18 protein-coding genes are annotated in these 13865 nt (G+C 53.6%); 9 read left to right on the forward strand and 9 right to left on the reverse strand.

The window, feature by feature from the left end:
* From QNK41_RS03435 to QNK41_RS03475, 9 genes are all read right to left on the reverse strand, one after another.
* Positions 1-385 (reverse strand): SLC13 family permease (locus tag QNK41_RS03435; RefSeq protein ID WP_319253771.1); only part of this gene is annotated, 385 nt, incomplete at its 3' end.
* Positions 386-692: 307 nt separating this feature from the next.
* Positions 693-1394: a cytidylate kinase-like family protein gene (locus QNK41_RS03440; RefSeq protein ID WP_319253773.1), complete on the reverse strand. Its 702-nt coding sequence runs from the start codon at positions 1392-1394 to the stop codon at positions 693-695.
* A 173-nt stretch (positions 1395-1567) separates the two neighbouring features.
* Positions 1568-2146, reverse strand: coding sequence for an ATP synthase F0 subunit B (locus QNK41_RS03445; RefSeq protein WP_319253774.1), 579 nt, complete (start codon positions 2144-2146; stop codon positions 1568-1570).
* Between the two features lie 2 nt (positions 2147-2148).
* Positions 2149-2598 (reverse strand): ATP synthase F0 subunit B, encoded by a 450-nt coding sequence (locus QNK41_RS03450; RefSeq protein ID WP_319253776.1) that lies wholly within the window; start codon positions 2596-2598, stop codon positions 2149-2151.
* 122 nt (positions 2599-2720) lie between these two features.
* A complete protein-coding gene (gene atpE, locus QNK41_RS03455) occupies positions 2721-2969 on the reverse strand; it encodes an ATP synthase F0 subunit C (protein ID WP_319253778.1) in 249 nt (82 codons plus the stop codon).
* Positions 2970-3055: 86 nt separating this feature from the next.
* Positions 3056-4033, reverse strand: coding sequence for an ATP synthase F0 subunit C (gene atpE, locus QNK41_RS03460; protein ID WP_319253780.1), 978 nt, complete (start codon positions 4031-4033; stop codon positions 3056-3058).
* Positions 4034-4708 (reverse strand): F0F1 ATP synthase subunit A, encoded by a 675-nt coding sequence (atpB, locus tag QNK41_RS03465; RefSeq protein WP_319253782.1) that lies wholly within the window; start codon positions 4706-4708, stop codon positions 4034-4036.
* A 17-nt stretch (positions 4709-4725) separates the two neighbouring features.
* Entirely contained in the window at positions 4726-5115 is a 390-nt protein-coding gene (locus QNK41_RS03470; protein WP_319253784.1) for an ATP synthase subunit I, read from the reverse strand.
* The gene (locus tag QNK41_RS03475) at positions 5090-5356 is read right to left on the reverse strand and encodes an AtpZ/AtpI family protein (RefSeq protein WP_319253786.1); all 267 of its coding nucleotides are present in this window, start codon (positions 5354-5356) and stop codon (positions 5090-5092) included. Before QNK41_RS03475 ends, QNK41_RS03470 begins: the two co-directional genes overlap by 26 nt.
* A gap of 436 nt (positions 5357-5792) precedes the next feature.
* Between QNK41_RS03475 and QNK41_RS03480 the strand changes: the two genes are divergently transcribed.
* From QNK41_RS03480 to QNK41_RS03520, 9 genes are all read left to right on the forward strand, one after another.
* Positions 5793-6563, forward strand: coding sequence for an MBL fold metallo-hydrolase (locus tag QNK41_RS03480; RefSeq protein ID WP_319253788.1), 771 nt, complete (start codon positions 5793-5795; stop codon positions 6561-6563).
* An 8-nt stretch (positions 6564-6571) separates the two neighbouring features.
* Positions 6572-7249 (forward strand): bifunctional precorrin-2 dehydrogenase/sirohydrochlorin ferrochelatase, encoded by a 678-nt coding sequence (locus QNK41_RS03485; RefSeq protein WP_319253790.1) that lies wholly within the window; start codon positions 6572-6574, stop codon positions 7247-7249.
* 1 nt (position 7250) lies between these two features.
* Positions 7251-8072, forward strand: a complete 822-nt coding sequence (ccsB, locus tag QNK41_RS03490) for a c-type cytochrome biogenesis protein CcsB (RefSeq protein WP_319253792.1) — start codon at positions 7251-7253, stop codon at positions 8070-8072.
* A 73-nt stretch (positions 8073-8145) separates the two neighbouring features.
* The gene (gene hemA, locus QNK41_RS03495; protein WP_319253794.1) at positions 8146-9420 is read left to right on the forward strand and encodes a glutamyl-tRNA reductase; all 1275 of its coding nucleotides are present in this window, start codon (positions 8146-8148) and stop codon (positions 9418-9420) included.
* Positions 9417-10361: an ACP S-malonyltransferase gene (gene fabD / locus QNK41_RS03500; protein WP_319253796.1), complete on the forward strand. Its 945-nt coding sequence runs from the start codon at positions 9417-9419 to the stop codon at positions 10359-10361. The genes hemA and fabD overlap by 4 nt, the downstream gene beginning before the upstream one ends.
* Positions 10362-10513: 152 nt before the next feature.
* A complete protein-coding gene (dksA, locus tag QNK41_RS03505; RefSeq protein WP_319253798.1) occupies positions 10514-10876 on the forward strand; it encodes an RNA polymerase-binding protein DksA in 363 nt (120 codons plus the stop codon).
* Complete coding sequence (locus QNK41_RS03510) at positions 10854-11744, forward strand: PHP domain-containing protein (protein ID WP_319253800.1); 891 nt, start codon at positions 10854-10856, stop codon at positions 11742-11744. Before dksA ends, QNK41_RS03510 begins: the two co-directional genes overlap by 23 nt.
* A 2-nt stretch (positions 11745-11746) precedes the next feature.
* On the forward strand, positions 11747-12460 hold the full coding sequence (gene rnc, locus QNK41_RS03515) for a ribonuclease III (protein ID WP_319253802.1): 714 nt from the start codon (positions 11747-11749) through the stop codon (positions 12458-12460).
* A gap of 2 nt (positions 12461-12462) precedes the next feature.
* On the forward strand, positions 12463-13542 hold the full coding sequence (locus QNK41_RS03520) for an elongator complex protein 3 (protein WP_319253804.1): 1080 nt from the start codon (positions 12463-12465) through the stop codon (positions 13540-13542).
* Positions 13543-13865 lie beyond the last annotated feature (323 nt).

The raw sequence follows: 13865 nt of genomic DNA on the forward strand, positions 1-13865 counted from the left end.
CCATGCCCGCGGTAAGTTCGATGATGATGGGGATGATGATCAGCACGGTGGTCACGTTGTCCAGAAAAGCGGACAGGACGGCGGTGACAATCGAAAAGAGAATCAATATTTTCAGCGGACTGCCCTGGGTCAACTCGGCGATCCGGACCGAGACGATCGAAAAAAAGCCCGATTTTCTCAGTATGGCCACGATGGACATCATGCCCAGCAGCAGCATGATGGTTTCGAAGTCGATGAATTCGACGGCCTGGTGCTCGCTGACCACGTGGAGCACCAGCAGGATCATCACGCCGAGCAGCGCGGCAACGGCCTTGTTGACCAGTTCAAATGTCAGGGCCACATAGACCGCCAGAAAAACGACAATCGGAAGCAGGGCACCTTCCATCTTTAATCCTTTTCACGAATTGGATGATGAATATCAAAAACGCACATCGTCCAAATTGGATTGAGCGATGCGTCGACCGAGAAAACCGTATTTTTTGACAGGGTAAATGACGGCGGCTTCCCGAAACTACCACGTCCTGGAAAAAATGACTCTTTTAATTCACTCACGACCCAATGTCAAACAGGGCGCCCTCCCAATAAAGGCGAAGAATGGGACCGAACAAAAGAGAAGCAGCGCCGGCAATCTGATAATACCGGCGCTGCTTTTTTTTCCAGCGTATCGACAATCGGTCTGATGACCGCAAGAATTATTTCTTTTTGGTGTTAGATGCCGCCGGTTTTGTTACCACCGTATCTTTGCTGCCGACCACCATGCCAATCACCGCGCCCAGCGAGGCGTCCATGTCCAGTTTCTGGGTGTTGACTACCAAATCATAATTGCGAGGATCGGCGACGTCTGCATTAAAGGATTGGCGGATAAAGGCGGATCGCCGGTTTTCCCGGTTGATCACCCGCCGCTTGGCCTCTTCGCGGGTAACGCCGAATTCCTTGGCCACGTTATTCACCCGGGTATCCAATGGCGAAATCACCCGAATACTCAACCGGTCTTCCGCCGGAATCAGGAAGTTGGCCCCGCGGCCGACAATGATGGCATTGCCATGGCTGGCGATCGCGGCAACCACTTTCATCAAATGATCCAGGTAAACCCCCGGCCATAGATAGCGGTCGTTCACCAGGGATGAAATAAAATCCTTGATTCCGGAGAGCCGGTCTTTTTCCATGGTTTCGATCACGGCGCCACTGATGCGGGCACTTTCAGCAATTTCCTTTACGATGTTACGGTCAAACAAATCGATGCCGAGCCGTTTGGCCAGCCCCTGGGCAATGACCCGTCCCCCACTTCCCGGTTCCGAAGAGATGGTGATTACCGGTATATGGGTCCGGGTTTGATTTTTCCACTTTTCGATCTGGTCCTTGATAAATGTTTCGATGGAGGCATTTTTTTCCATGATAGACGTCCCGTCCTGCCCGTTTGGTCCTAAAACGGCGATTGATAGAGGTTGGTGTGACGAAAGTAGAACCGAGGATTCCCTAATGAAAAATGATGGCGCTGTCAAGCTGCAAAGAAAGATCGGCTAAAGAGTATAATAAGGAAAGTCCCTTGGGTGAGACACTCATTCATTCAGGCGTGAAGACTGCTCATGTAATCATCCAAAAGCTGCTGGGTGTCTCCAGCGGTCATTACGCTTGGCAGTTTTACCGTCGCTTGATCGATGGCCATATCCAGCAACTCCATTTTGAGGCCGGCCTTGGCCTGGGTTATCCGATTCTCCATCTTACGCCGAGCCTCTACCAGCATGATTGCACTTTGTTGCCTGCCCTGTTCCACGACTTGCTGTTTGCGGGTCTCTCCCTGGGAAATCAGTCGATCTTTCAGTTCCTGGAAGTGGAGTCGGTTTTCAGCCCCCTTCGTTTTTACTTCCTTGATTTCGCTAATTATTCTGGCTTTTTCGGATTCCAGTTCGCCAAGTTCAGAAACGATGTCACTTTTTTGCAGCTTTAAAAAATCTTTGATGGGTTCTCTGGCATATTTTACGATCACTGCGACAAGGATGATAAAGTTGATCCAGCGCATTGCCACGTCGTAAGTGGGTCTCCATTGGACGTCAGCGGCCTGGGCCGCTGCAGGAAGAGCCACCATAAGAAATCCCGCAAACAGGGTCGTGACGCACAGCACACCGGCTCTTTCAGTCAACTTCATGATTACAGCCTCCGATGAAGCACTTTTTCCATGATCGTCAAAGTAATGGCCTCCACCTCCCCGGCCAATTCCATGCGAGCCTGCCTTACTTGGTCTTTTACCCGGGTCTCCGTTTCATGCCTTAATTCTGAAATCTGTTGCCGTGCATCCTCCAAGATGTCCGAGGCCCGCTGATCCCCTTCTGTTTCAAGGGAAAGAACAACATTTTGGGCCTCTTGGATGACCTTGGCCTGCTCGCGATCAAGATCTTTGCCTACTCGAACCAGATCTTCTTTCCCTGAAATGATATCTTTCTGGAAATCGGAGATTAACTCCTTCCGCTGGGAAATGGTGCTGAGCAGCGGGCGGAACATAATCCGGTTCATGACATAAAGAAATATCAGGAAAGAGACCAGCTGGACAATAGCGGTCTCATTGATACTGATCAGCGCGTTGGTCGCAATAATTTCCATGGTGGACGCTCTCTGTTGAATATTTGCCGTTCCATGTTTTAGATACCTGGGCGGCAGGTTGAGACTGATCCGAGAATGCCAACGTATGGCCGGTTCAAAATGCCGGCATTCGTGGTGGCCCGCTACACCACAAACAGGAGCAACAGCGCGACAACCAGGGAATAGATACCGGTTGATTCGGAGACAGCCTGGCCCACCAGCATGGTTCGGGTCAACAGTCCTGCTTCCTTGGGGTTCTTGCCGATGGCCTCGCACGCTTTGGCGGCCACCATTCCTTCTCCCACACCGGGACCGATTGCGCCTAGCCCCATGGAAATACCTGCTCCTAAAAATGCTGCCGCTTTTACAATGTCTGCTCCTTCGATGGCCATGATATTCCTCCTCGGTTACCGTTTTATCATCATGTATTTGAATATATTAAATCTAAGCGACCGGAAAGTCGCCGAAATCCTTAAACCTACAAGACAAAGATCAACACCAGGCTGACCACCATCGCATAGATGGCCGTGGACTGGGAGACGGCCTGGCCTACCAGCATAGTCCGCATGAGATCGGCCGCATGTGTGACGTTGCGGGCCACCCAGCGAACGGCGCCTTCCGCCGCCATGCCGTTGCCCACGCCCGGTCCAATGCCGCCAAGGCCCGTACAAAGTCCTGCACTCAGCAGCGCCATGGCCGCTTGCAGCTGCATGGATTCGGGAAAGGTTTTGAACATCAGGATAAAACTAACCAGCAATCCGAAAATGGATGGCGTCTGGGCCACGGCTTGGCCCACCAGCATAATGGTTGTGATATTTCCTACCACCTCCGGCTGACGGGCAACCCCCTCGCAACTGGCCCCGGCGGCCATGCCACCGCCGTATCCCGAACCAATGGCAGCCAGCCCCGTGCTCAGGCCTGCCCCCACCAGCGCAGCCCACGTGGGATGAAGGGGTGCATTGGAAAAATCCATGAACAGAAGCATCAGTGCCACCACCATGGAGAAGATCGCCGGGGTCTGGCAAACGGCGGATCCGATAAGCATGTTGGTGGTGAGCTTGTTGGATACCGCCGGTTGGCGGGATATTCCCAGGCAGGCCTGGCCTCCGGGAAACCCGGACCCGACACCCGAACCGATAGCCCCGAATCCCATGCTGAGGCCCGCTCCGAAAAGGGCGGCCGCCTTGAGCAGCGTTGGATTCCCCTTGTCCAGGAATAGAAGCAGGATAGCGACCACCAACGCAAAAATGGCGGCCGATTCGGCAACCGCCTGCCCCACCAGCATGTTTTTGAAGATATCTCCAGAAATCTTCGGGTTTCTGGAGACGGCCAGATTGGCCTGGGCAGCGGTATATCCTTCGCCGATGGCGGCGCCGACCGCACCCAGCCCCATGGCGATACCCCCGCCGGCAAACGCGGCGACCTTAACCCAGGCCTGAACATCGAGATCCATCATCTAATTCACCTGGACTGAGATGTATACAACCGTTAACATTGTAAAAACAAACGCCTGAATCGTACCCACGAACATGCCGAAAAATGCGTAAAGAAAAGGCGGGAGCAAAATGCTGTAGGTGAGATAGGAGACCACAAGGATGATGATCGACCCGCCCATGATATTGCCGAACAGACGGAAGGATATGGATACGATTTTGGCAAACTCGCCGATGATATTCAGTGGCGCCATGAAAAAGATCGGCTGAAAATATTCGCTGGCATAGTTTTTAAACCCTTTTTTCCGTATCCCTGCGACGTGGGCGATGACAAAACCCATCAAACCGAGGCTCAAGGGGGTATTGAGGTCCTTGGTGGGTTCATCCAGGTGAGGAACGATGCCCAGCCAGTTGGATACCAGCAGAAACAGAAAAAGCGCACAGATCAAGGGACCGTATTTTTTGGCCATCTCCTTGTCCAAGGCGTCTTCTGTGAGTTTGTAGAGATTGGAAACGAGCAGTTCCCCAAACACCTGCATGGATTCCGGCACCATGCCCCGTTTGTGCGCCATTAAAAAACCCAGCACAAAAATCACCAAAAAGGCGATCCAGGTCATAAGAATGACCTCGAGGTTGAAAGTCATCGAATAGCCGAAAATCGGTATGATCAGCTGATGAATTCTTCCGAGTTCTCCCATGTAACGTCGCCCTTGGTTCAGTGTTTGACAGCATTGAAAATCAACCGGGAACCATGTTCGATCATGATCACCAGTTGAACCATTAATAGACCTGCTGCCGTGGCTGGAAAATTAAACCGGTCAGACCGCACGGCCAAAACAAGCGGTATCGCCAGCAGCGCATAACGCAAAAGCAGGGAAAGCAGAGACCGCCCGGTAGCCGCCTTGCGATTGTCGCTGAGCCGGAAGCGCAGCGCCTGGCCCATGAGTGCAAAATTGACGGCGCTGAACACCCCGCCAAGAACCAATCCACGGCAAACCTCTTTTTGGCCCAAGGCTAGAAAAAGGAGGCCGGCGCCAATGGCCAGCACCAACGCCCGCGAGCCGTACTTTTTTTGTGTGTCAAGAACCGTTGTGTCCGTCTCCATCAGGATCCGCCTTGTCTTTCGGTTCGGTGATTTCCAGTATCTGTCGATAACAGACGTTGGCGCCGCCGGCAACGCCGAGCAGGATAAACACCGTGGTGAAGACCCCCTTTAGTCCCAGCCATTTATCCAGATAATGTCCCACAAAGAAACAAAAAACGATGCAGCCGGCCATGGTCAGCCCCAGCTGCATGACAATGGTCAGATTTTCCGCCCAGTCCCTGTTTTTTTTATAGTCGAACAAACGGTGTTTCCGTGATGCTCCATCAGTCGTCTTTTTCATCCGGCAGAAATCTCGGGCCGGATGGGGTATCTCACCCTATTGAATGACGTTTATTCTTAATAGGATAAGATGATTGGACGCCGAACGCACAGCTGAAAAAGAATAATTTCGCCGGTTAGATTTATAGATTCTAAATAGTTTTCGAATTGCGGCTGAAATAACAAATACCATTCATCCATGTCAAGCATCATGATTGTGCAGTCGTTGCTGCCGAATAAGTAAAGAAGTCAAAAACACCCGTTGCGAACCTCTTTATCGGGAAGCAGAAACCGGCTCCATTTTTTTCAATCCAACCCATCGCTTATCGGCGACGAACTATTTTCTTCCGGTTGTAATCTTATCGGGTTCATCCTAAAGTGGGTCCGGTCGATCAACTTTATCAGGGAGGATCCGTGCCTTGCAAAGCCATATCACTATTCTGGGATCGGGAACCTGTGTGCCGTCGCTGGAGCGCAACCCTTGCTCCTTTCTAATGAAAACCGGCGGGGAAAACCTGCTTTTCGACTGTGGTCCGGGGATCATGCGCCGCCTGCTGGAAGTCGATGTCTCCATCTTCGACATTTCCTACCTCTTTCTCAGCCATTTTCACCCGGACCACATCGGCGAACTGGCCTCTTTCCTGTTCGCCTTGAAGTATCCGGCACCCTCCGCCCAGAAACAACCCCTGACCATTGTGGCGGGACAGGGGTTCCTGTCCTTTTTCGAACGCCTGAAATCGGTTTACGGCAACTGGATTGTGCTGCCTCCCGGAATGCTCACTGTCGTTGAACTCGATACGCAAAAGGCTGATCGCCACTCATTTTCATCCATTACCGTTACTTCCATGCCTGTGGCCCACCGGCCGGAAAGTTTAGCCTATCGCATTGTCGATGCCGAGGGTAAAACACTGGTCTATTCCGGGGATAGCGATGTCTGCGACGGTTTGACGGCTATCGCCGCCGATGCCGATCTGATGATCTGTGAATCAGCTTTTCCCGATGATCAGAAAGTCGATGGCCATCTAACCCCCGCACTCGCCGGAGAAATAGCCCAGGCAGCTGATGTTAAGCGCCTGGTGCTGACTCATTTTTATCCGGCATGCGAAGCCGCCGATATTGAAAATCAGTGCCGGAGCACCTATAATGGGTTGGTTGTGCTGGCCTGGGACCTGATGACCCTGACCCTCTAACGGTGGATATGCGATACTATCCGGTAAATCTTGATATTAAAGGCCGACAATGCCTGGTGGTCGGCGGTGGACGGGTGGGGAGTCGGAAGGTGGACACCCTCGTTCAATGCGGCGCAGTGGTGACCGTAGTCAGCGCTGAGGTCTCTCCAACCGTTAAGCAACTGGCCGACGAAAAGGCCATCCTCCTGAAACAGCGCGCCTATCGAGCCTCGGATGTGGAAGGCATGTTTCTGGTGATCGGCGCCACGGACAACGAAACGCTGAACCGTCAGATCAACGCTGACGCGGAGCGCCTGAACCTGCTGTGCAACATTGCCGACCGGCCGGAAATTTGCAATTTCATCCTCCCGGCCATTGTACGGCGGGGCAGTTTTGTCATGGCCATCTCCACCGCCGGCAAAAGCCCCGCCTTTGCCAAACATGTCCGAAAACGCCTTGAAACCCAGTTCGGCCCCGAATATGGCGTGGTGCTGGAGCTGATGGGCGCGATCCGGAGCAAACTGCTTGCCGGCGCCCACGAACCGGAAGTGCACAAACCCCTTTTCGAACAGCTGATCGACGGCGACCTGGTTGCCTTGATCAAAGACCAAGAGATTGACCGGATTGACCAGCTACTGGAAAGGGTTCTGGGCCCCGGCTACCGATACCACCAGTTGATGCCATCCAACCAGCAGCCCCAGGAGTGACATGGAGCCCGTTTTCATCATCGCGACCCTTAGTTACATGCTCAGCTGTGCCTGCTATTTCGGCTATCTTTTTTTTCAGAAAGCGGTCCTCCAGCGGACTGCCGTCGGACTGATGGCAACCGGGTTTGCCCTGCACACGGTTTCCCTGGTCTCCTGCGGCATCCGAGCGGGCCATTTTCCGGTCAACAACCTCCATGAGACCCTGTCGGTCACCGGCTGGGCAATCGCGGCGGTATTTCTGGCCTTTTTCTTCAGGTATAAGCTTAAAGTGCTGGGTATTTATGCCGCACCGCTGATCACCCTGATAATGATCGCCGCCTACCAGATGCCCAGGCCCGTGAGCCAGGACCCTCAGTTGCTGAAAAGCTGGTGGTTGGCCGCCCATATCGTCACCATATTCCTGGGCAATGCCGCCTTTGCCCTGGCATGCGGTTTAGGCATGTTGTACCTGCTTCAGGAAAACACCATTAAAAATAAAACCCGGGGGTTTTTCTTCAGCCGCCTGCCATCACTGGACCTGCTCGACACCACCGGCTATGCCAGCATCGTCGTGGGCTTCTCGATGATTACCATCGGTCTGATTACCGGTGTCGTTTACGCCAAAGCCATCTGGGGGAGATTCTGGAGCTGGGACCCCAAGGAGGTCTGGTCCGCCGTCACCTGGCTATTTTACGCGGCACTTCTCCACGAGCGGCTGACTGATGGGTGGCGGGGAAGACGGGCGGCAATCATGGCCATTATCGGTTTTTGCGTCATTCTCTTCACTTTTTTCGGGGTCAACTTTCTGCTGCAGGGTCACCACGGAACCTTTACGGCCATGTAGATCGATTAAATAAACCCGGCCCCTTCTGCCTCAGATGAAGCGTATCGCGGGCCGACAGTGATAGTCTACTACTATGCGTGATATCGTACTGCTTGGATTGAATCATAAAACCGCCCCGGTTGATGTTCGGGAGTGTATTGCCTTTACGGCCGAGGAAACCGACCGGGCACTGGTGATGCTCCGGGGCAACCCGACCATCGGAGAATCAGTTCTTTTTTCCACCTGCAATCGGATCGAACTACTCATGGCCGTCGATGAGCGCGACGCGGCGGTCCGCATTGCCAAAGCGTTTATCGCCGAATTCAAGAAAGTGCCCCTTTCCCAGTTTGAAAACGCCCTCTATCAGTATGTCGGCGACGAAGCCGTCCGGCATACCATGCAAGTGGCCGCCAGTCTCGATTCCATGGTGGTGGGAGAACCCCAGATCCTCGGACAGATGAAAGAGGCCTATCGCAAGGCCACCGTGGAGAAGACCTCCGGTGTGATCCTCAACAAGCTGCTTCACCGCACCTTTATGGTGGCCAAGAAAGTGCGCACGGAAACCGGTATCGGCGGCCACGCGGTGAGCATCAGCTACGCCGCGATCGAACTGGGAAAAAAGATCTTCGGCGATCTTGAAGGCAAGCGCATCATGCTGATCGGCGCCGGAGAAATGGCCGAACTGGCCGTCGACCATCTGATCCGCAACCGGGCCGGCACGATTACCGTGGCCAACCGCACTTTTTCCAGCGGCGTCGAACTGGCCAACCGCTTTCGAGGCAAAGCGATTAAATTCGAAGAAATTATCGACTGCATCAGCGATGTGGACATCGTCATCAGTTCCACCGGCGCCCCCGAATACGTGCTGCAGAAAAATCAAATTAAGGCAGCCATGAAAAGCCGCCGCAACCGCAGCCTGTTTTTCATTGACATCGCCGTTCCCAGAGACATCGATCCAGCCATCAACCGGATCAATAATGCCTATGTTTACGACATCGACGACCTTAAGGGAATCGTTGACGAAAACATTGATGACCGCAACCGGGAGGCCGTAAAAGCCCATCGAATCATCGACGAGGCGGTGATTGGCTTTCACCAATGGGTTGATACCCTCAAGGTGGTGCCGACCATCGTCTCTCTGCGAGGCAAAGTGGAAACCATGGCCAGGCAGGAATTGGAAAAGACCCTGGTGTCGTTAAACCATCTCTCCGAATCGGACAAACGGGCCATCCAACGCATGACAGGCGCCCTGGTAAATAAAATTCTCCACGAGCCCACGGATTATTTAAAAAAGGATGGCTGCCGCGGCAACAAATCCGTTGCTTTGGACCTGACGCGCAAACTCTTCAATTTGGAGGAAAATCATTGAAAAAAATCGCATTCTTATTTCCCGGACAGGGCTCTCAAACGGTAGGCATGGGGTTTGACCTGTTTCAGGAATATGACTTTGTCAGGGAAATCTTCGCCGCCGCCGATGATATTGCCGGTGTTCCCATTTCCCAATACTGTTTTAAAGGCCCGATGGATACCTTGACGGAAACCGTCAATCTGCAGCCGGCCGTTACGGCCGTCAACCTGGCTTGTCTGGAAGCCATTCAACATGCCGGGATCACTTGCTATTTTTCTGCGGGCCACAGTTTGGGTGAATACAGTGCGCTGGCGTCAGCAAGGGTTGTTAGCATGGCCGATACCCTTCGCCTGGTGTTCAAGCGGGGCGAATTGATGCACCGGGAATCGTTGAAACACAAAGGTGCCATGAGCGCCATCATCGGGTTGGATATCCAGGCGGTGGACGCGCTGGTGCAAGTCGGCCGGAGCACGGGAACGGGGGTGCTTGCCGTAGCCAATCACAATTCCGAACAGCAGATCGTTGTTACCGGTGCCCCTGAAGCGGTGGCGGCAGTCTCGGAAACGGCTAAATCAAGGGGCGCCAAGGCGATTCCCCTCAAGGTGAGCGGCGCCTGGCACAGCGATTTGATCAAGGGTGCCGAAGATGAATTCACGGCCTTTCTGAACACCTTTCCATTCAGTTCACCGGCAAACACACTCATCCACAACGTTACGGCTGACCGCTGTGAGGACGGTAAAGCAATCCAGCGCCTCATGGCCCGGCAACTGTGTAGCCCGGTGCGATGGTACGATACGATCCGTTGCCTGGTATCAGAAAAGGTGGACGTGTTCGTGGAAGTCGGTCCGGGAAGAGTTCTGACGGGTCTGCTGAAAAAAAATGTTCCAGCGGATTATGACCATAGGGTCTTTGCTGTCAGCAACATGAAGACGCTGGATACGCTGATGTCAGCGCTGTCCTGAAAGCCAAAAGATACGACCAACTACCTGAATATTTGATTAAATTCAGATCGCCTGGATCGACGATGATGATATAAAAGCACTTTACATGCCCATATCCTTGTGTTAGCTTCCGTTTTTTGTTAAAAATAGAAACCTTCAATCGGGATTGAGCGATGAACAAAAAAGATATAAATTTTTTCAAAGAGCTCCTTCACGAGCGGCTAGAGGAACTGCTGAGTCATGCAGGCGAAACCGTTTCGGGCATGACGGAACAGAAAGAGACGTTTCCGGACCCCACGGATCGGGCAGCGCTGGAATCGGATCGCAACTTCATGCTTCGCATTCGCGATCGTGAGCACAAGCTGATCAAGAAAGTGAAAAAGGCACTTGATCGAATCGAAAGCGACACCTTTGGTATCTGCGACAAGTGTGGTGAATACATTTCCATAGAGCGGCTCAAGGCAAGACCGGTCACCACCCAGTGCATCGATTGCAAGACCAAAGAGGAGGCTTTTGAAAAAGCCCTTGGCATCTGACCCGCATGCCGGCATCGATCTGCATGTCCACTCAACAGCTTCCGACGGCACCCTGACACCACCCAAAATTGTGGAGATGGCCGTTCAGCTCGGCCTGAAAGCCGTCTCCATTACCGACCACGACACCATTTCCGGTTCAGCCGCAGCCATTGCGAATGGAATTCCCCGGTCCCTTGAATTTCTTACCGGAATTGAAATCAGCGCCGCGGCACCCGATGGGTATTCTTCCGGAGGCAGCGTCCATGTTCTCGGATACGGGTTAGATCCTACGGATGTATCCCTGAATAAGCTGCTGACCGTCCTTCAATCCTCCCGCGAAAACCGCAACCCCCAGATAATCGAAAGGCTCAGCGCCATGGGCATGGATATATCCATGGCCGAATTGTCCCCGATCGTCGGTGATGCCACGGCCGGACGCCCTCATATTGCCCGACTGATGGTCGCCAAAGGCCTGGCCGATTCTATTGACGACGCATTTGACCGGTTTTTAGGAAAAAACAAACCGGCATATGTCGAAAAATACCGAGTGCCGATGATTGATGCCATTGAGGCTATCAAATCCGCGGGAGGTGTGGCGGTGCTCGCCCACCCGTATCTGAATGACGCGGCCGATTTAGACCACTTCGAACCGTTTCTGCTGACGCTTAAAGACATGGGGCTTGAAGGCATCGAAGCCATCTATCCCGAACATCCCGAAGCCGCCACAGCCCGTTATTGCCAGCTGGCCCTGAAACACAACCTCCTGATCACCGGTGGTACTGACTTTCACGGTGCCATCACCCCGGGGATCCGGATGGGTGTAGGTCAGGGCAGCTTTCATGTACCCTATCTTCTTTATGAACGCCTGATGGCACGCCTGGAGAAATGAGCATGGAGGACCCGACTCCCGAAAACACCACCCAAAACAACCTGGAAAGTGCGCTCGGGTATCGGTTCAACAGTGCGGAACAGCTGACGGCTGCCCTTCGCCACAGCTCTTTTGTCAATGAGCAGCCCCAAACCGGCATCACCAGCAACGAGCGCCTGGAATTTTTAGGAGACGCCGTGCTGAACCTGGCCATCAGCCATCTTCTGATGAAACGATACCCGGACCTGACCGAGGGAGAATTGTCCAGAAACCGGGCGCAACTGGTCAATGAAACCGAACTGGCCGCCATTGCCCGGGAGATCGGTCTCGGCCCCCACCTGCTTTTGGGAAAAGGGGAAGCGCTGACCGACGGCAGGAAAAAAAACTCGATTCTGGCAGATGCCACCGAGGCGGTGATCGCCGCCATTTATATCGATGGTGGATTCGATGCCGCGTCTGGATTTGTGGAAAATCAGTTCCGTGAACGGCTGCGCTTCGCCAACCGCACGCGCTATGAAACCGACTTCAAGAGCATGCTTCAGGAACGCGTCCAGTCGATCCATCACGACGTGCCCCGATATGAGGTCCTCGATGAGATTGGCCCGGATCACGACAAGACCTTCAGGGTTCAGATGACCGTGGCCGGGATCACCGCCCAAGGCGATGGGAAAAGCAAGAAAATGGCCGAACAGGAGGCCGCCCGGGCAGGCCTCGATCTGTTGGATCGATCCGCTTGACCATGGATACCCGGGACGGTGCCAGACCGGTCGGCCAACCCCTGATCATCCCCATATTCATCCCCCACATGGGATGTCCCCACCAGTGCATTTTCTGCAACCAGCGCGCCATTACCGGCAAGACCGCCCAGACGCCGTCTGCGGACCAGATCCAACAGGCGGTGCGCCGATTTTTAAAATACGGCAAAAAACGGCCCTCCACCACCCAGATCTCCTTTTTCGGCGGCAGCTTTCTGGGGCTCGAGAAAAAGACCATCCGGTCACTGCTGGGGGCGGCCATGCCCTTTGTGCGGGCAAAGGATGTGGACAGCATTCGCTTCTCCACACGGCCGGACACCATCAGTCAGGAATCCCTGAACCTGCTGGACGGGTTTCCGGTCTCCACAGTGGAATTAGGCGTTCAGTCCATGAACGATCAGGTTCTCGATGCCGCCGGACGGGGGCACCGGGCATCGGACACGGTGGTCGCCGCCGATCTGCTGAAAAATCGGGGTTACGAGATGGGCCTGCAGATGATGGTGGGGCTTCCCGAGGACGACGACGACGGCGCCATGGAAACGGCCCGCCGGATTGCCGAGTTGGAGCCTGATTTTGTAAGGATTTATCCGACCCTTGTCCTGGAGGGCAGCCAGTTGGCCGGACGATACAGAGACGGTCGCTACCACCCCATGGCGCTGGCAGCGTGTGTCACCCTGGTGAAACGGCTGTTCCTTTATTTCGACACCCATCACATACCGGTCGTCCGCATGGGGCTCCAGGCCTCGGACGGATTGACCAGTTCGGGCGGCTTTATCGCCGGACCCTACCACCCGGCCTTCGGGCACCTGGTGCATGGGGAAATGGTTCTCGATGCCATTTCATCCGCATTGGACAGGATGGAAAAGCGGCCGGACCCCCTGACCATATCTGTCCACCCCTGCATGGTTTCCCGCGTGCAAGGTCTGCACAAACAGAATATCAGCCGGTTGAAGAAAGCCTTTGATCTGAAAAAAATTGTCCTGCATCAGGATGGGTGTCTGGCCAAGGACTATTTGATGGTGGCTGGGCAGCACGTTACCCTGCCACAAACTATGGTACGCTAATCTTTCTTGCGCCCTAATCCGGATAAACCGGAAACAACAAATTACAATTTCCAAAGTCCAAATAAATTCCAACCCATAATGCCCAAATCTCAAATAAGGGCAAAAACCAACCGTTGATCGTCATTTTGATTTTTCCAATATTGATGGTCCAGTAAAAAGTCGCAAACAGTGTCACTCCCGCGAAGGCGGGAGTCTATAACTATCTGAAACTTGTGGATCCCCGCCTACGCGGGGATGACAAAAAAGAGGACATTTCGACTTTTTACGGGTTCCTCAATATTGGTTTGTTGAGGTTTGGAATTTTAGTGATTGTGATTTATTTG

Origin of the sequence: Desulfosarcina sp., from assembly GCF_033791525.1 — a bacterium.
Lineage (GTDB): Bacteria > Desulfobacterota > Desulfobacteria > Desulfobacterales > Desulfosarcinaceae > Desulfosarcina.